This window comes from Streptomyces sp. NPDC044002 (genome assembly GCF_056434525.1).
Map to the genome: position 1 here is coordinate 38,304 of NZ_JBWKEZ010000001.1, position 18,192 is coordinate 56,495.

The 18,192-nt window shown below is 72.2% G+C and carries 15 protein-coding genes; 10 read left to right on the forward strand and 5 right to left on the reverse strand.

Annotated elements, in window-relative coordinates:
• Positions 1 to 28: 28 nt before the first annotated feature.
• A complete protein-coding gene (lexA, locus tag AC07A6_RS00160; protein WP_125602045.1) occupies positions 29 to 820 on the reverse strand; it encodes a transcriptional repressor LexA in 792 nt (263 codons plus the stop codon).
• A gap of 548 nt (positions 821 to 1,368) precedes the next feature.
• Between lexA and nrdR the strand changes: the two genes are divergently transcribed.
• The gene (nrdR, locus tag AC07A6_RS00165; RefSeq protein ID WP_125816927.1) at positions 1,369 to 1,884 is read left to right on the forward strand and encodes a transcriptional regulator NrdR; all 516 of its coding nucleotides are present in this window, start codon (positions 1,369 to 1,371) and stop codon (positions 1,882 to 1,884) included.
• Between the two features lie 136 nt (positions 1,885 to 2,020).
• On the forward strand, positions 2,021 to 4,903 hold the full coding sequence (locus AC07A6_RS00170) for a vitamin B12-dependent ribonucleotide reductase (protein ID WP_478775407.1): 2,883 nt from the start codon (positions 2,021 to 2,023) through the stop codon (positions 4,901 to 4,903).
• A 96-nt stretch (positions 4,904 to 4,999) separates the two neighbouring features.
• Here AC07A6_RS00170 and AC07A6_RS00175 read toward each other — a convergent pair whose 3' ends face one another.
• A complete protein-coding gene (locus tag AC07A6_RS00175; RefSeq protein ID WP_478775408.1) occupies positions 5,000 to 5,959 on the reverse strand; it encodes a DUF1152 domain-containing protein in 960 nt (319 codons plus the stop codon).
• A 67-nt stretch (positions 5,960 to 6,026) separates the two neighbouring features.
• Between AC07A6_RS00175 and AC07A6_RS00180 the strand changes: the two genes are divergently transcribed.
• The 4 genes from AC07A6_RS00180 (at position 6,027) to AC07A6_RS00195 (ending at position 9,166) form a co-directional block, all read left to right on the forward strand.
• Positions 6,027 to 6,869: an arylamine N-acetyltransferase family protein gene (locus AC07A6_RS00180; RefSeq protein ID WP_478775409.1), complete on the forward strand. Its 843-nt coding sequence runs from the start codon at positions 6,027 to 6,029 to the stop codon at positions 6,867 to 6,869.
• Between the two features lie 32 nt (positions 6,870 to 6,901).
• Positions 6,902 to 7,507: a YdbC family protein gene (locus tag AC07A6_RS00185; protein ID WP_007266991.1), complete on the forward strand. Its 606-nt coding sequence runs from the start codon at positions 6,902 to 6,904 to the stop codon at positions 7,505 to 7,507.
• Positions 7,508 to 7,580: 73 nt separating this feature from the next.
• Entirely contained in the window at positions 7,581 to 8,240 is a 660-nt protein-coding gene (locus AC07A6_RS00190; RefSeq protein WP_362461526.1) for a histidine phosphatase family protein, read from the forward strand.
• Positions 8,241 to 8,251: 11 nt separating this feature from the next.
• On the forward strand, positions 8,252 to 9,166 hold the full coding sequence (locus AC07A6_RS00195) for an ADP-ribosylglycohydrolase family protein (RefSeq protein WP_478775410.1): 915 nt from the start codon (positions 8,252 to 8,254) through the stop codon (positions 9,164 to 9,166).
• 143 nt (positions 9,167 to 9,309) lie between these two features.
• On the opposite strand, the gene AC07A6_RS00200 is transcribed toward AC07A6_RS00195, so the two are convergent.
• Complete coding sequence (locus AC07A6_RS00200) at positions 9,310 to 10,863, reverse strand: MFS transporter (RefSeq protein ID WP_478775411.1); 1,554 nt, start codon at positions 10,861 to 10,863, stop codon at positions 9,310 to 9,312.
• 140 nt (positions 10,864 to 11,003) lie between these two features.
• Between AC07A6_RS00200 and AC07A6_RS00205 the strand changes: the two genes are divergently transcribed.
• The 3 genes from AC07A6_RS00205 (at position 11,004) to AC07A6_RS00215 (ending at position 13,250) form a co-directional block, all read left to right on the forward strand.
• Complete coding sequence (locus AC07A6_RS00205; RefSeq protein ID WP_478775412.1) at positions 11,004 to 11,609, forward strand: TetR/AcrR family transcriptional regulator; 606 nt, start codon at positions 11,004 to 11,006, stop codon at positions 11,607 to 11,609.
• Between the two features lie 205 nt (positions 11,610 to 11,814).
• Entirely contained in the window at positions 11,815 to 12,525 is a 711-nt protein-coding gene (locus tag AC07A6_RS00210; protein WP_362461538.1) for a ribonuclease HII, read from the forward strand.
• Positions 12,526 to 12,584: 59 nt separating this feature from the next.
• The gene (locus tag AC07A6_RS00215; RefSeq protein WP_362461541.1) at positions 12,585 to 13,250 is read left to right on the forward strand and encodes a hypothetical protein; all 666 of its coding nucleotides are present in this window, start codon (positions 12,585 to 12,587) and stop codon (positions 13,248 to 13,250) included.
• Positions 13,251 to 13,484: 234 nt separating this feature from the next.
• On the opposite strand, the gene AC07A6_RS00220 is transcribed toward AC07A6_RS00215, so the two are convergent.
• A complete protein-coding gene (locus AC07A6_RS00220) occupies positions 13,485 to 14,114 on the reverse strand; it encodes a hypothetical protein (RefSeq protein ID WP_362461543.1) in 630 nt (209 codons plus the stop codon).
• 214 nt (positions 14,115 to 14,328) lie between these two features.
• A complete protein-coding gene (locus tag AC07A6_RS00225) occupies positions 14,329 to 16,488 on the reverse strand; it encodes a RecQ family ATP-dependent DNA helicase (protein ID WP_362461546.1) in 2,160 nt (719 codons plus the stop codon).
• Positions 16,489 to 16,612: 124 nt separating this feature from the next.
• Here AC07A6_RS00225 and AC07A6_RS00230 point away from each other — a divergent pair, with 124 nt between their 5' ends.
• Entirely contained in the window at positions 16,613 to 17,875 is a 1,263-nt protein-coding gene (locus tag AC07A6_RS00230; protein ID WP_362461549.1) for a DUF4192 domain-containing protein, read from the forward strand.
• Positions 17,876 to 18,192: the final 317 nt, after the last annotated feature.

Sequence of the window (18,192 nt, forward strand, 5' to 3'; positions counted from 1 at the left end):
GGAGCTGGATGAGGGGCGGCGTGCCGGGTCAGACCCGTCGCAGCACGGCCACGACCTTGCCGAGGATGGTCGCCTCGTCGCCGGGGATCGGCTGGTAGGCGGCGTTGTGCGGGAGCAGCCACACGTGGCCGTCCTCCCTCTTGAAGCGCTTGACGGTGGCCTCGCCGTCCAGCATGGCGGCGACGATGTCGCCGTTCTCCGCGACGGGCTGGCGGCGGACGGTGACCCAGTCGCCGTCGCAGATCGCGGCCTCGATCATCGAGTCGCCGACGACCTTGAGGACGAACAGTTCGCCGTCACCGACGAGCTGGCGGGGGAGGGGGAACACGTCCTCGACGGATTCCTCGGCCAGGATCGGCCCGCCGGCCGCGATCCGGCCGACCAGGGGGACGTAGGAGGCGGCGGGCTTGCCGGTGGTGTCCGTGGGCTGCGAGCTGGGCTGGTCCGAGCCGCGCACCTCGTAGGCGCGGGGCCGGTGCGGGTCTCGGCGGAGGAAGCCCTTGCGCTCCAGGGCCATCAGCTGGTGCGCCACGGAGGAGGTGCTGGAGAGGCCGACCGCCTGGCCGATCTCGCGCATCGACGGCGGGTAGCCGCGGCGCTGCACGGAGTCCCGGATGACCTCGATCACCCTCCGCTGCCGGTCCGTGAGCCCGGAGCTGTCGGCGCGGATGCCTGGAGGTCGCCCTGGCAGGGAGCGAGCGGGGCGTACGGCCTCCGCCTCCTGGTTCTGACTGGCGTCGTTCATGGCATGCACCGGCTCGAGTCGGCTCTGGGAGCGGTTCTGGGCAGTGATGGTGGCACTGTCTGCGGTGGTGGTCACGTCGGCCCCTCTCGAAATGTTCTCCCTAGCTGGACAACGGTAGTAGCTTTCGAAAGGTTGCGCCAAACACACGTTCGAGTGAAAAATCGCGGATCCCCCGCCTGGGTTAGATCGGCGGGTGTATGGGCGGCCGATATGGGTGACGGCCGTGCGTCCGAAAGCGACCGCCGGGGCGGTCAAGCGGAATGTGTTTTGCGCCGGTCCGGCCGAACGTGGGTTCGGCTCCGCGTCCGCTCCTTACGGTACCCTTCCCGGTTGGATCGGCCATGCCCGGGCGGGGCCCGGCGCTGGGCCCAGTGTGGCACCGCGAACCCCCGCATCCGGCCATCGGACACCGCGACACGCGGAGTGGCGCAAATCCGGCCCAACCCAAGATCTAGTGGTTGGATGGGCGCGGCCACCCAGAAGTTGTGGTCCTCGGTCCGCCGAGGTCCCCGGGATCGCATATGCTTGTGGCTGCTTCACGAGCCCCCGGCGAAGACTCGCTCTCCGTCGTTGAGGGGCTCCGTGGGGTGATTCAGTCGTGCCAAGAGGAGGGTGAGGGAACCATGCACTGCCCCTTCTGCAGGCACCCCGACAGCCGCGTCGTCGACAGCCGCACCACCGACGACGGAACGTCGATCCGCCGGCGCCGTCAGTGCCCCGACTGCTCCCGTCGCTTCACGACGGTGGAGACGGCCTCGCTGATGGTGATCAAGCGAAGCGGGGTCACCGAACCCTTCAGCCGTACCAAGGTCATCTCCGGCGTGCGCAAGGCGTGCCAGGGGCGGCCGGTCACCGAGGACGCCCTCGCCAAGCTCGGCCAGCGGGTCGAGGAGGCGGTGCGCGCCACCGGGAGCGCCGAGCTGACCACCCACGACGTGGGTCTGGCCATACTCGGCCCGTTGCAGGAACTCGACCTCGTCGCCTACCTGCGGTTCGCATCCGTCTACAAAGCGTTCGACACCCTTGAAGACTTCGAGACCGCCATCGCGGAACTGCGCGAGCCGCGGCCTCACCCCCACGAGTGCGAGCCCGGAGGGACCCCCGCGGTCGTCCCCGTGCCCGCCTCCGCCGCCGACTGACCGCTCGGGGCCGCAGTGCAGCGCGGCCCGGCCGGTCAGTGGGGCGAGATTCGTAGAAACAAGACACACAGCACTGTGCCGCGGAATAGCGCTGGCACTTTAGGGCGTTTTTGCCCGCATATGGGAGGCAGGCGGCATGACAGAGACGGCGAGCAGCTCGGCACGTGGTTCCCGCGCCAAGGGGACCAAGGCCGCCAAGGGCGGCCTGCGGATCGAGCGCATCCACACCACCCCCGGCGTGCACCCCTACGACGAGGTGAACTGGGAGCTCCGTGACGTCGTCATGACCAACTGGCGCGACGGCTCGGTCAACTTCGAGCAGCGCGGCGTCGAGTTCCCCGAGTTCTGGTCGGTGAACGCGGTCAACATCGTCACCAGCAAGTACTTCCGCGGCGCTGTCGGCACCCCGCAGCGCGAGACCGGTCTGAAGCAGCTCATCGACCGCATCGTGAAGACCTACACGAAGGCCGGCGAGGACTACGACTACTTCGCGTCCCCCGCCGACGCGGAGATCTTCGAGCACGAGCTGACCTACGCCCTCCTGCACCAGATCTTCAGCTTCAACTCCCCGGTGTGGTTCAACGTCGGCACGCCCCAGCCGCAGCAGGTCTCCGCCTGCTTCATCCTCGCCGTCGACGACTCCATGGAGTCGATCCTCGACTGGTACAAGGAAGAGGGCATGATCTTCAAGGGCGGCTCCGGCGCCGGCCTGAACCTCTCCCGCATCCGCTCCTCCAAGGAGCTCCTCTCCTCCGGCGGCAACGCCTCCGGCCCGGTCTCCTTCATGCGCGGCGCCGACGCCTCCGCAGGAACGATCAAGTCGGGCGGTGCCACCCGCCGCGCGGCCAAGATGGTCGTCCTGGACGTGGACCACCCGGACGTCGAGGACTTCATCGCCACCAAGGTGAAGGAGGAGGAGAAGATCCGCGCCCTGCGCGACGCGGGCTTCGACATGGACCTGGGCGGCGACGACATCACGTCCGTCCAGTACCAGAACGCCAACAACTCCGTCCGCGTGAACGACGAGTTCATGACGGCCGTCGAGAACGGCACCGAGTTCGGCCTGCGTGCCCGTATGACCGGCGAGGTCATCGAGAAGGTCGACGCCAAGGCGCTCTTCCGCAAGCTCGCCGAGGCCGCGTGGGCCTGTGCCGACCCGGGCATCCAGTACGACGGTGTGATCAACAACTGGCACACCTGCCCCGAGTCCGGCCGCATCACCGCGTCCAACCCCTGTAGCGAGTACATGCACCTGGACAACACGTCCTGCAACCTCGCCTCGCTGAACCTGATGAAGTTCCTGAACGACGACGGCAAGGGCAACCAGTCCTTCGACGCCGAGCGCTTCGCCAAGGTCGTCGAGCTGGTCATCACCGCGATGGACATCTCCATCTGCTTCGCGGACTTCCCGACCCAGAAGATCGGCGAGAACACCCGCGCCTTCCGCCAGCTCGGCATCGGCTACGCCAACCTCGGCGCCCTGCTGATGGCGACCGGCCACGCGTACGACTCGGACGGCGGCCGCACCCTCGCCGCGTCGATCACCTCGCTGATGACCGGCACCGCGTACAAGCGCTCCGCCGAGCTGGCCGCCATCGTCGGCCCGTACGACGGCTACGCCCGCAACGCCGACTCGCACAAGCGCGTCATGAAGCAGCACGCCGACGCCAACGCCGTCGCGCCGCGCACCGACGACCTGGACAACGCGATCTGGGCCGCGGCCACCGAGGCCTGGCAGGACGTCCTGCGCCTCGGCGAGAAGAACGGCTTCCGCAACTCTCAGGCCTCCGTCCTCGCGCCGACCGGCACCATCGGTCTCGCGATGTCCTGCGACACCACCGGTGTCGAGCCGGACCTGGCCCTGGTCAAGTTCAAGAAGCTCGTCGGCGGCGGCTCGATGCAGATCGTCAACGGCACCGTCCCGCAGGCCCTGCGCCGCCTGGGCTACCAGGAGGAGCAGATCGAGGCGATCGTCTCCCACATCGCCGAGCACGGGAACGTCGTCGACGCCCCGGGCCTGAAGACCGAGCACTACGAGGTCTTCGACTGCGCGATGGGCGAGCGCTCCATCTCCGCGATGGGCCACGTCCGCATGATGGCCGCGATCCAGCCGTGGATCTCCGGCGCGATCTCGAAGACGGTCAACATGCCGGAGTCGGCGACCGTCGAGGAGATCGAGGAGATCTACTTCGAGGCGTGGAAGATGGGCGTCAAGGCGCTCGCGATCTACCGCGACAACTGCAAGGTCGGCCAGCCCCTCTCCGCCAAGAAGAAGGAGGAGGAGAAGGCCGAGATCACCGAGAAGGCCGAGGAGACCATCCGCACGGCGGTCGAGAAGGTCATCGAGTACCGTCCGGTCCGCAAGCGCCTCCCCAAGGGCCGCCCGGGGATCACCACCTCCTTCACGGTCGGTGGCGCCGAGGGCTACATGACCGCGAACTCCTACCCGGACGACGGCCTGGGCGAGGTCTTCCTGAAGATGTCCAAGCAGGGTTCGACCCTCGCGGGCATGATGGACGCCTTCTCGATCGCCGTCTCCGTCGGTCTGCAGTACGGCGTCCCGCTGGAGACGTACGTCGCGAAGTTCACCAACATGCGCTTCGAGCCGGCCGGCATGACCGACGACCCCGACGTCCGCATGGCGCAGTCGATCGTCGACTACATCTTCCGTCGCGTGGCGCTGGACTTCCTGCCCTTCGAGACCCGCTCGGCGCTCGGCATCCACTCCGCCGAGGAGCGTCAGCGCCACCTCGACACCGGCTCCTACGAGCCGCTCGACGAGGAGGAGCTCGACACCGAGTCCCTCGCCCAGTCGGCGCCCGTCGCCGCCGTGGCCAAGCCGGTGGCGATCGTCCCGGTCCCGGCCCCCAAGACGGCGCACAGCAACGCCGAGCTGGTCGAGATGCAGATGGGCGTCTCCGCCGACGCCCCGCTCTGCTTCTCCTGCGGTACGAAGATGCAGCGCGCCGGCTCCTGCTACATCTGCGAGGGCTGCGGCTCCACCAGCGGCTGCAGCTGAGCCCGCGCGGGTAGCTGACGGCTGACCCGCCGCACACGAACGAAGGGGACCGGCCCACGGCCGGTCCCCTTCGCCGTACCCGTGCCGGGCCGCCCGTCAGTGGGGGATCGCGCGGGAGGGGCGGGTGACCAGGTCCTCGCGGAACTCCGCGATCCTGGAGTGGACCTGCCGCATCAGATGGGTGTCCTCGATGCGGTCCAGGTAGAGGCAGCGGTCGGCCAGCCCGCGCAGCTCGAAGGCGAAGCACAGCGACATCAGCGGGTTCACGAACAGCTCGCTGCCCCGGGTGCGCTCGGTGAACCGCACGTCGCCGAAGGCACCCCGGACGGCCGCGGCGATCGAACCCGCCACGATGCTGGGCCGGTCCGGCGTGTGCTCCTGCGCGTGGGCCACCGCGTCCAGGAACAGCGCTCCCTCCCGCGTGGCCCTGGGGATCGAGAACGCGCCCAGGTAGGCGCCGTCCCGCTCCAGCGCCGCGATGTTCTCCAGCACCAGGGCGTGGCTGACCCCGTGGTACGCGTCGACGCCGAAGCCGACCGACACCACGAGCCGTTCCGGTACGTCGTCCAGCGCGTCCAGTGCCGCCACGCTGGTCAGGTCCTCCTCGGGCGTGCCGAGGCCCGCCTCGTCGCCCCGCATGAGGATGTCCGTGCCCCCGTCGACCAGCACCACCGCGTCGATCCGGTGGAGGTCGATCAGCGCCCGGTAGGCGGCGCGCAGCGGCTGCACCCCGATCTGGGGGAAGGCGTACACGGTGGAGGGGTAGCCGTGCAGCCGGAGCCAGCGGGCTAGGGTCCGCTCCGGGAAGTAGGACAGGTGGGGCGCCGAGTCCGGGGTCACCGCGGCCAGGTCGGGGGCCGCCCACTCCTCGGGGGGCAGGCCGGCGAGGGTGCTGAAGGAGAGGTTCGCCAGGTGGACCTCCTTGCCCTGGTGCAGCAGCGAGAGGGCGACGGGCAGGCCCGAGTAGATGTCGAAGCCGCCGCCGGCGCCCGCGACGAGGATGCGCTCCGCGCCGGCGAGCCGGGCGAAGAGCGGGTTGGTGTGCAAGGCGGTCATGGCGATCATTGTGCGGGGCCCGGCGACGCCCGGGCATACGGATTTCACGGCGGGGGAGCGGGGAGCCATGTGGAGCGGTGAGGAACTGGACCTGGACGCCTACCTGGAGCGGATCGGCCTCGGCGCCGGAACGGGGCGGGCGGCAGGGGAACTCGGGCCCGACCTGGAGACGTTGTACGAAGTGCACCGGGCCCACACCGCCGCCATCCCCTTCGAGAGCCTGGACGTCCTGCTCGGCCGCCCCGTCGAGCTGGAGGTCAAGGCCCTGGAGGACAAGCTCGTGCGCGCCCGCAGGGGCGGCTACTGCTACGAGCAGAACTCGCTGCTGGCCGCCGCCCTGGAGCGGATCGGCTTCGAGGTCTCCGGACGCGGTGCCCGCAACCGCACCCGGGGCGACTCGCTGCTCGCGGTGACGCACGCCGTGCTCGTCGTCACCGTCGACGGCGAACCGTGGCTCTGCGACGCCGGGTTCGGCTACATGGGCCCGCGCGAGCCCGTCCCGCTCGCGCGGCCCGGCACCGAGGTACGCCAGGGGCCGTGGACGTACGCGGTCCACGAGGAGGAGGAAGACGTCCTCGTGCTCCGGACCCGCCGCGGGGAGGGCTGGTGGGACCTGTACGCCTTCTCCCCGCAGCGGTACCACCCCGTGGACTACGTCGTGCTGAACCACTACAGCTCCACGCACCCCCGGTCCGCCTTCGTCGGGAAGACCACCGTGCAGCTCCCCGGGGACGCCGTGCGCAAGACGCTCGTGGGGTGCGAGCTGACGCGCCTGTTCCCCGACGGGCGGACCGAGCGGGAGACGGTGCGTCCCGACCTGCTGCCCGCCTTCCTCGACCGGGAGTTCGGGCTTCGGCTGCCCGAGCGGGATGCGGCGGAACTGGTACGGATCCACCGCTCCGGGGACTGACCGGGACCGCGCCCGGCCCGTACGATGGCGCGGTGCTGGTCAAGTGGATTCGCTGCACGGTGACGGACCGACGCGGGTTCGAGCGCGGGCAGCGCAAGTGGGCGGGGCTGCCCGGCGAACCGGGATTCCGGGGGCAGGGCGGCGGCTGGAGCAGAGGCCGGCAGGGGGTCGCGCATGTCTTCGCGTTCTGGGAGAGCCGTTCCTTCTACGACTCCTTCATGGCCCGCTCGCACGACAGACTGGCCGCCTCGCAGAACGGCACCTACACCGATGCCCGGGTCACGCTCTTCGACCATCGCTTCGACGTGAAGACTGGCTTCGAGCCGCGCTTCAGCGACGCCGACGTGGTGCGGGTTGCCCACACCCGGGTGCGGGAAGGGCGCGTGGACCATTTCGCGCTGATGCAGGAGAAGGTGTGGAACCCCGCCATGGCGGGTTCGCCCGGGATGATCCGGGGCCTGTTCGGGGAGGCGCCCGGCCGGGAGTTCCTGGTGCTGTCCATGTGGCGGGCGGCGGCGGAGCACGGCAAGTACCGGCAGGAGCGGGTCGAGCGGCTCTCGCTGCGCGCCCAGACCGAGGCCGACGTGGAGGCGCTCACCGGGGACGTCGTCGACCTCGAACCCGGCTGGACGGTATGACCGTAGGACAAGCGCCGCCCCCGACCGGCGTGCCCGGGCCGTGGCCGCCCCGGCGGCCGCATAGGGTCGGGGGATGGTTCGACCACGGCGCATCGTCCTTGTCCGGCACGGGGAATCGGAGGGGAACGTCGATGACACGGTGTACGAGCGGGAGCCCGACCACGCCCTGCGGCTGACCCGCACCGGCCACGAGCAGGCGGCGGCTGCCGGGGAGCGGCTGCGCGAGCTCTTCGGCGAGGAGAGCATCAGCGCGTACGTCTCCCCCTACCGCCGGACCCTGCAGACTTTCCGCGAGCTGCGGCTGGACCCGGCGCGGGTGCGCATGCGCGAGGAGCCCCGACTGCGCGAGCAGGACTGGGGGAACTGGCAGGACCGCGACGACGTGAAGCTCCAGAAGGCGTACCGGGACGCCTACGGGCACTTCTTCTACCGCTTCGCGCAGGGCGAGTCGGGCGCCGACGTGTACGACCGCGTCGGTTCCTTCCTGGAGAGCCTCTACCGCAGCTTCGAGGCCCCCGACCATCCCGAGAACGTCCTGCTGGTCACCCACGGGCTGACGATGCGGCTGTTCTGCATGCGCTGGTTCCACTGGTCGGTGGCCGAGTTCGAGGCCCTGTCCAACCCGGGCAACGGCGAATACCGTGTCCTGCTGCTCGGACCCGACGGCCGCTACCGGATGGACCGCCCGTTTGAGCGGTGGACCACACCCGAGCCTTATGACCTGGACGGCTAAAGTGACGCGCGATGACCGCTGATTCCACTTCCGAAACGCGTTACGCACGCGCCCTGTCCAGCCTCCGAGGGCTGGCCCTGGGGGACGCCCTGGGCTCCCAGTACTTCGTTCCCGTCAACTACCCGCTGCTGAAGCGGCGCGAGCTGCCGGCCGGCAGCGAGCCGTGGCAGTGGACCGACGACACCGAGATGGCCTGCTCCGTGCTGGCCGTGCTCGCCACGCACGGCCGCGTCGACCAGGACGCCCTGGCGGCCTCCTTCGCCGACCACCACGACTTCGACCGCGGCTACGGGCCCGCCGTGAACCGCATGCTGCGCCTGGTCCGGGAGGGCGAGGACTGGCGGACGCTGGCCGCCGAGCTCTTCAACGGGCAGGGCTCCTGGGGCAACGGCGCCGCCATGCGGATCGCCCCGCTCGGCGCCTGGTACGCGGACGACCCCGAGCAGGCCACGCACCAGGCGGAGATCTCCGCCTACACCACCCACCAGCACCGCGAGGCGGTGTGCGGGGCGATGGCCGTCGCCGCCGCGGCCGCGCTGGCGGCGTCCCCGGCCGGCCCGCCGACCGCCGAGGCCCTGCTGGACGGGGTGATCGCCCTGGTGCCGCGCAGCGCCGTCGGTGCGGGCGTGCGCAGGGCGCGGGACATGCTGGACTACGGCGACGCGACGACGGTCGCCGCGGTGCTGGGCTGCGGGCGGCGCACGAGCGCCCACGACACGGTGCCCTTCGCGCTGTGGTCGGCGGCCCGGGCGCTGGGCGACTTCGAGCGGGCGTTCTGGACCACCGCCCAGGTGGGTGGTGACGTGGACACCACCTGCGCGATCGTCGGCGGGGTACTGGGCGGGCGCGGGGACGCGGTGCTGCCGCAGGCCTGGCTGGACCGGACCGAGGCGCTTCCGGCGTGGCTGCCCGGGCTGCCCGGCTGACGGGTACCGGCTGCTGAGGGGTCCCGGCCGGGTGGCGGTGGTGCCGGGCGGGCGGGTGCCGGGCGCGGGGGTGGTTCCGCGCCCGGGGCTCCTCGTACGTCTGTGTGCGTCTCCGCCTTGGGCGGATTGGGCGGACGGTGGGTTCAGGCCGCGGGGCCTGCCTCGGCGGCGGCTCCGCTGAGGGCCTCCAGGTCGCTCTTGCGCACCCGGATCACCAGCAGTGCGGTGGCCAGTGCGAGCCCCGCCATGGCGACGGCGGCGATGAAGGCGGTGGAGATGCCCCGGGTGAGGACGAGGTCCCCCCAGGGGTCCGGCAGCTGCCCGGTCTGCTTGAAGGCGGCCAGCTGCCCCGGTTCGGCGTGGGCCATGAAGTCCGGGACCTGCTTGGCGGCTTCGTCGCGCCCGGCGGTGCCGAAGACGGTGACCAGGATCGACAGGCCGAGCGAACCGCCCACCTGCTGGCTGGCGTTCAGCAGCCCGGAGGCCGCGCCCGCCTCCCGCGGTGACACGCCGGAGACGGCGGTGAGGGTGAGGGTGACGAAGTTGAGGCCCATGCCGAAGCCGAACAGCAGCATCGGGCCGAGCACGCCGGACAGGTAGGTGCTGTCGGTGCGGATGAAGGTCAGCCAGGCCAGGCCGATCCCGGTGAGCGCCGATCCGGTGACCATGAACGGCTTGGGGCCCAGGCGCGGCAGGAACCGCTGCGAGAGCCCGGCGGCGGCGATGATCGCCACCGTCACGGGAAGGAAGCCGACACCGGACTGGATGGGCGAGAAGCCCAGCACGTTCTGCACGAACTGGACGATGAAGAAGAACATGCCGAACATGGCGGCGGCGAGGCCGAGCATGATCAGGTAGGTGCCGGCGCGGTTGCGGTCGGCGAACATCCGCAGCGGGATGATCGGTTCGGCGGCGCGCGACTCGATCAGGACGAAGAGGCCGAGCAGGACGACGGCGGTGGCGAAGGAGCCGATCGTCAGCGAGTCGCGCCAGCCGTCCTCGGACGCGCGGATGAACCCGTAGACGAGCGAGGTCATCCCGGCGGTGGAGGTGAGCGCGCCGGCGGCGTCGAAGCGGCCGGGGTGGCGTTCGGACTCGTTGATGTAGAGCGGGGCGAGGACGGCGATGAGCACGCCGATCGGCACGTTGACGAAGAGCACCCAGCGCCAGTCGAGCCACTCGGTGAGCATGCCGCCGGCCAGCAGGCCGACGGCGCCGCCGCCGGCGGACACGGCGGCGAAGACCCCGAAGGCGCGGTTGCGGTCGGGGCCTTCGGCGAAGGTCGTGGTGATCAGGGCGAGCGCCGTCGGCGAGGCGATGGCCCCGCCGACGCCCTGGAGGGCGCGGGCCGCCATCAGCTGCCAGGGCTCCTGGGCGAATCCGCCGAGCAGGGAGGCCAGGGTGAACAGCAGGATTCCGGTCACGAAGACGCGGCGCCGGCCCAGGATGTCGCCGGCCCGGCCGCCGAGCAGCAGCAGTCCGCCGAAGGCGAGGGTGTAGGCGCTGATCACCCAGGAGAGGTCGGTGGTGGAGAAGGAGAGCGCCGTCTGGATGTGCGGGAGCGCGATGTTCACGATGGTCGCGTCGAGGACGACCATGAGCTGGCAGGCGGCGATGACGGCGAGCGCCACCCCTGGACGTCCGGGCCGTCGGGCGGCCCCTGGTATCCGGGGCTTGTCGAGCTGAACGCTTGTCACTGTGGATCCCCCCGAAGTGAAATAGTGAACGCAATCGTTCACTGCGGGTCCACGGTAGGAGCCCGAATGTAGGGAACGCAAGCGTTCACTAAGGCTGAAAATGTGCGCGGGAATCGCGCGGGCCGGTCGGAGGTACGGGCATGGCGGATTCGGGCTGGTCGGCGGGGGCGGCGCCGGTGCGCCGGCGGGGGCCGGCGCTCGAACGGGCGATTCTGGACTCCGCCCTGGACCAGCTGAGCACCGTCGGCTGGAACGCCCTCACCATGGAGGCGGTCGCGGCCGGGGCGCGCACCGGCAAGGCGGCCGTCTACCGGCGCTGGCCCACCAAGACCGACCTGGTGGCGGAGGTGCTGCGGACCGGGCTGCCCGCGCTGGGGGAGGTCGCCGACCACGGATCGGTGCGCGAGGACCTGTACGTGCTGTGCGTGCGGATGCGGGACGTCATGCGCTCCCAGGCCGGGATGGCCTTGCGTGCGGTCCTTCACGAATGCGACCACGCCCATGCCGACCTGTTCCGCGAAGTGATCTGGAAGGGCCTGCACGAGCCGGCCCACGAGGTGATACGCGAGCTGCTCCAGCGTGGAATGGAGCGGGGTGACGTTCGGGTCGACGCCACGAGTCCCTTGCTCACCGATGTGATTCCGGCGATGCTCATGTACCGCGCGAAGGTATGCGGAAGCGAATGGCCGGACGTCGAGATCGCGGAGATGATCGACGGCGTGATGGTGCCGATGCTCCGGGTGTGACCCCTCGGGGAGCCCGGCCGCCGGCTCACGTAAGGGCCCGCCGACGCCGGCGGCCGGACCCGTACGGGCGCCTTTCGGGCGCCGGGTGGGGGCCCCGCGACGGGCGGCGCGCGTACGCCGCGCGGCCCCGCGGAGGCGCCCCGGCGCCGCTTGCCCCGGGCCGGGGTGTGCAGGCGGCCCGGGGCGGCGTAACCTTGCTGGCGCCATGCCGTACGAAGCACCCACCCACACCGTCGAGCGCTCCCTCCGTGCAACCACCGGCGCCAAGGTCATCGCCGGGGTCGACGAGGTCGGACGAGGGGCCTGGGCCGGTCCCGTCACCGTCTGCGCGGCGATCACCGGCCTGCGCCGGCCGCCCGAGGGGCTCACCGACTCCAAACTGCTCACCCCGAAGCGGCGCGACGCGCTGCTGGAGGTCCTGGAGGACTGGGTCACCGCCCACGCCCTCGGACACGCCTCCCCGGAGGAGATCGACGAACTCGGGATGACGGCGGCCCTGCGGCTCGCGGCGGTACGCGCGCTGGACGCGCTCCCGGTGCGGCCCGACGCGGTCATCCTCGACGGCAAGCACGACTACCTCGGCCCGCCCTGGCGGGTCCGGACGGTCATCAAGGGCGACCAGTCCTGCATCGCCGTGGCCGCGGCCTCGGTGATCGCCAAGGTCCGGCGCGACCGGATGATGGCCGAACTCGGCGAACCGGGCGAGGGGATCGAGGACTTCGCCTTCGCCGCGAACGCCGGTTACCCCTCGCCCGTACACCGGGCCGCGCTGGAACTGCGCGGGCCCACCGCGTACCACCGGCTCTCGTGGTCCTACCTCGACGCGCTGCCCCAGTGGCGGCACTTGAAGAAGGTGCGCCGCAGCGAGGAAGCGCTGGAGCTGGAAAACGGAGGCCAACTCGGCTTCGATTTCTGATCGCACCCACGTGCCACCGACCGGTACGTTTCGTACCGGTGTTTGATAGATATCAACTCATGCCTCTCACCCCCGCCATCGAGGAGCCTCAGATTCACGAGAGTGCCCAGGGTCCCCGCGTCACGCCGGCCGCGAGCCGCACCGCGCAGACCCCCCGCCCTGTACCTGGTCCGCGTCCCGTAGCCGTTCCCCGGCCCGGGCGCCCTGGTCCCACCCCCGCCGCGGCGAGCCGCGCGGGTGTCGCCCCCCGGCCCGCTCCGCCCGCACCGCGCGCGGCCGAGACCACCCCCGGACCCGTTCCCGCAGCCCCCGCCGCGCCGTCCGTCTCGGCGGCGGTCCCGCAGGTCCAGCTGATCCCGGCCTCCGCCGAGGGTGCGCTGGACGCGGCCGAGGAGGCCGTGGACCTGCTGCTCGACACCGGGCGCGCGCCCGGTGAGATCCTGGTGATCACCACCGGCGACCCGCACCCGTGGGCCGCCCACGAACTGTCCTTCGGCGAGGCCTCGTACTGGGCCCAGCACGACGCCGGGGACGACGTCTTCTACGCGGACGCGGCGCACGTGCAGCGCGCCTCCGGCCGCCCCGTCGTGGTCTTCGCGGCCAACGGCGGACCGGTCTCGGCGACGTCCACCGCACTGCCGGTGGCGCTTGCCCGGGCGGGTGCGCTGCTGATCGTGTGCGGCGACGTCAAGCAGATCAACTCCGTTCTGGGTGCGGGCGTCTGACGCCCCGTACCCGGCACGGGCGAGGGGCGGGGCGGGCCACGGGCCGGCCCCGCTGAAGTCCGGAGCCCGACCAGCCGTACCCCCTTCACGGGAGTGCGGCCGTGAGGGCTGCCCCCGCCCGTACGGCGCGGTGCGCGACGGCTTCCGCAGGCGTACGGGTCCTGCCGCCGAAGGGGGTCGGGACCCCGCCACCGGGGCCCGGGACCCCCGCGGGCCCGCCGGTGCGCGGGCCGTTCAGCGCGCTGCGGTCCGGCGCAGCGGCTCCGACGTTCCGCCCACGGTGCTCAGCGTCAGCGGAGTGAGCTCGGGAGTCAGCGAGCCGAGCGGCTCGGGACGGGAGTCCGAACCGGGCCGGCGTCCGCCCCGGCCCTCACCCACCACCTGCCAGCCGCCGCGGGTCAGCGTGATGTACGCGCCGCAGCGCAGCCCGTGCAGGGTGCAGGCGTCGCGCAGCCCCCACATCCAGGCGCCGTCCTCCTCGGTCCAGCGCTCGTCCCCGTCACGGCAGTACATCAGCACCGCCGTCCGCACCGGGGTCCGCCGCCGCAGGTCGTGCGGGATGACCCGGCGCAGCCGCGACAGCAGCGCGTTGCGGTACTCCCAGCCGTCCGCCGAAACGGACTTCTGCACGAACGAGGCGCTCGCGACGAGCTGTTCCTCGGGACCGAGCACGGCTATGACGGCGGTGGACGGCGTCGGGCTGTGCCGGGAGTGCAGCCCGCTGACCACCTCACGCGGATTGCGGAGCAGGGGGACCCCCGCCGCCGTCCACTCGGAGGGTTCGAGCAGTCTGCCGTGACGGCTGGCGCCACCGGCCGCCGCTGCCAGTGACGTGGTCGAGGACGGGGCGAATCCGAAGGTCACGGTCCTCCCTTCGGGTACACGCCCGCGTACGGGCACGGCTGAGGTGTGGGCGCGCCGCAGCGCGGCCCAGGAGAGTGCCGACGAGCCGAGCGGGAGCACTCCGATTCTCGCGTGGCCCGCGAGGATGGGGCAATGAGCATTTGCGGCGGCGGACCGGAATTCGCCGGTATGCCGCTCATATCCTTGCCCCCCACGCCGAAGATGACGCATCCCGCTAAGCCTGGAGCGCCAGCACCAGCGGAAACACCCCCTCGGCCCCCGCCCGACGCAGCAGCCGCGAGGCCACCGCGAGGGTCCATCCGCTCTCCGCACGATCATCGACGAGGAACACCGGGCCCCGGACCTCGGAAAGACTTGCCGCCAGGGCTGGCGGCACGGTCAACGCCTGGTGGAGCCCGCGGACCCGCTGGGCGCTGTTCGAGGACGGCAGCCCGAACTGCGGTGCCTGATCCGTGTATTCCAGCGCCCCCAGCAGGGGGATCCGCCCCACCTCGGCGATGCGCGCGGCCAGGGATCCGACCAGCTGCGGGCGGCTCCGCGAAGGCAGCGCGACCACGCCCACCGGCCGGGCCGGAGCGTCGGCGGCCCCCGAGGCCCAACCGCCGGGACCCCGGGCCCAGTCGGCGAGCACGGCCACCACGGCCTGCGCCACATCGTCCGGAACGGGCTGGTCGGCCTCCTGCGGGGCCAGCATGGGGCGCAGCCGGTTGCCCCACCCGATGTCGGACAGCCTGCCCAGGGCACGCCCGGTCGAGGACTGCTCCCCGGCCGGGATCCGCCCCTTGAGGTCCACACCCACCGCCGCGAGCCCGGTCGGCCACATCCTGCGCGGTTCCAGTTCCACTCCGGGGCGGCCCAGTTCGCCCCGCGCGGTGTCCAGCGCGGCGCCCGAGACGTCAGCCGTGAAGCGGGCGCCCGCGCAGTTGTCGCAGCGGCCGCAGGGGGCGGCCTCCTCGTCGTCGAGCTGGCGGCGCAGGAACTCCATCCGGCAGGCGGTCGTGGCCGCGTAGTCCCGCATCGCCTGCTGCTCGGCGGCCCGCTGCCGGGCGACCCAGGCGTACCGCTCCGAGTCGTACACCCAGGGCTCGCCGGTGGCCGTCCAGCCGCCCTTCACCCGGTGCACGGCCCCGTCCACGTCGAGCACCTTCAGCATCGTCTCCAGCCGGGTCCGGCGCAGGTCCACCAGAGGCTCCAGCGCGGGCAGCGAGAGCGGCCGCCCCGCCTGGGCCAACGCGTCCAGGGTCCGGCGCACCTGCTCCTCCGGAGGGAAGGCCACCGAGGCGAAGTACTGCCAGATCGCCTCGTCCTCACGGCCCGGCAGCAGCAGCACCTCGGCGTGCTCCACCCCGCGGCCGGCGCGGCCGACCTGCTGGTAGTAGGCGATGGGGGAGGAAGGCGAACCCAAGTGCACCACGAAGCCCAGGTCGGGCTTGTCGAAGCCCATCCCCAGGGCGGAGGTCGCCACCAGGGCCTTGACCCGGTTCGCCTGGAGGTCGCTCTCCGCCTGCTCGCGGTCGGCGTTCTCCGTCCTGCCGGTGTACGAGGACACCGTGTGCCCGCGGTGGCGCAGATATGCGGTGACCTCCTCGGCGGCGGCCACCGTCAGGGTGTAGATGATCCCGGAGCCGGGCAGCTCGGTGAGGTGGTCGGCGAGCCAGGCCAGCCGGTGCGCGGCGTCGGGCAGGGCCAGCACCGCCAGGCTCAGGCTCTCGCGGTCCAGCGGGCCGCGCAGCACCAGCGCGTCCGTGCCCGCCCCCGTGCCGAGCTGCTCCGCGACGTCGGCCGTCACCCGGGCGTTGGCGGTCGCCGTCGTCGCCAGCACGGGCACGCCCGGCGGGAGATCGGCGAGCATCGTGCGCAGCCGGCGGTAGTCGGGGCGGAAGTCGTGCCCCCAGTCGGAGATGCAGTGCGCCTCGTCGACCACGAGCAGGCCCGTGGCGGCCGCCAGCTTGGGCAGTACCTGGTCGCGGAACTCCGGATTGTTGAGCCGCTCCGGGCTGACCAGCAGGACGTCGACCTCGCCGGCCGCCACCTCGGCCTGGATGCCCTCCCACTCCTCCGGGTTGGCGGAGTTGATGGTCCGCGCGTGGATGCCCGCCCGCGCGGCGGCCTCGACCTGGTTGCGCATCAGCGCCAGCAGCGGGGAGACGATCACGGTGGGTCCGGCGCCGCCCGCCCGCAGCAGGGACGTGGCCACGAAGTAGACCGCGGACTTGCCCCAGCCGGTGCGCTGGACGACGAGGGCCCGCCGCTTGTGCGCGACGAGGGCCTCGATCGCCCGCCACTGGTCCTCGCGCAGCCGCGCGGTGCCCGTGGGGTCGCCCACGAGACGGGCGAGTACGGAATCGGCCGAGGACCTCAGGTCTGCGTTCATGCCCCCATGCAACCCGATGGCTCTGACATCGCGCCAATGCGGCTCCGGACCTGTGGAAATTGAAGATCGAACGGGTTATCCACAGGGGTTTCCGGATCGGAGCGGTCGCGGGACCGTCGGACGCATGACGACGAACCACGAACCGACCAGCCCGTCCGGACGGCCCTCCATCAGCCCGTCCGGAGTCCCCACCGAACCCCAGATCACCCTGCGCAGCCCGGCGGAACTGGCCGACGCGCTGCCCTACATGCTCGGCTTCCACCCCACCGACTCCCTCGTCATGGTCGCCGTGCACGGCGAGAACGGACGCTTCGGCGGCCGGCTGCGCGTGGGCATCCCCCTGGCCCCCGCCGAATGGGAGGACACGGCCCGGCAGGTCGCCGAATGCCTCGTCCACGGCAGCGAACGGCGCGCCGGCAAGCCCGACGGCATCGTGGTCTTCCTCTGCCAGGACCCCCGGGCCGGCGAGAGCGGGCAGCGGGTCATGACCCGGCTGCGGCCGCTCGCCCAGCGGATCCGGATCGCCTGCGGAGCCCTCGACGTGCCCGTCCTGGAGGCGCTGTGCCTCTCCGCCGGCCGCTACTGGTCCTACACCTGCGGCGACGACGGATGCTGCCCGGCCGAGGGCAATCCGCTGGCACCGCCCGGCACCTCGGTGATGGCCGCCGCGGCCACCTTCGCGGGGCTCCGGGTCCGCGGCTCCCTCAAGGAGATCGAGGGCCGGCTGACCCCGCTCGGCGGGGCCTGGGCCACCGAGCAGGAGGAAGCCCTGGAGCGGGCCGCCACGGCCCTGGTGCCGAAGATCCTCGACGGGGCGACCCGGGAGGAGGTCGGCGCGGAGACCCTCGCCCTGGCCCGGACCCTGATGAGGCGCCTGACCCTCGCACCGCCCGCCGAGGGCGGGCCCCGCGCCGACGACTGGGACGACGCGCTGCTCGGCCACGACGAAGCCGCCGCAGTGATCCTCGGACTCCAGGACCGGGAGATCCGCGACATCGCCGCGGAGTGGATGGAGGACGAGGAGGCGGCGCCCGCCCTGCGGCTGTGGCGGGCCCTGGCCAGGCGCTGTGTCGGCGCCTACGGGGAACACGCCGCGGCCCCGCTGACCCTGGCCGGCTGGGTGTCCTGGTCCACGGGGGACGAGCCCACCGCCCGGATCGCGTTCGGGCTGGCCCTGCGGGCCGACGCCGAGTACCGGTTCGCCCAGCTCCTCCACCACGCCTGCAACGAGGGCATCGATCCCGAAGGGCTGCGGGAGTGCCTGAGGGAGGAACGCAGGCGCCGGGAGCCGGGCCGCAAGCGACCCGCCGGAGCCACCCGCCCGCCCGGCCGCCGCACCGGACAGCGCCGCCGCGCCTCCCGCCGCACCGAGGGGAGCGGACAGTGAGCCCCCGTCAGGGCCCGGCGGGGGTCCCGTGGAGGCCGGCGGCAGGCCGGGCCCTGCGCCGGAGCCGGCCCGCCCGGTGCGGGCAGCCGCCACCGGGGCCCGTGACCCGGGCGGGGGTGGGGGCGTTCAGCTGGGGGGTGGTGGGGGCCCGGCCGCGCCGCCGCCCCGCAGCACCGGCCGGAGCGCAGACAAGGCGGCACATGGCTCCCCCCGTACCCCGAAGCGGCCCTTCCGGGCCCCCTCCCACCCCGGGGGGGGGGGGGGGGGGGGGGCTGGGAGCGGGGGAAGGGGGGGAAGTGGCGCGGCCGGGGGGGGTA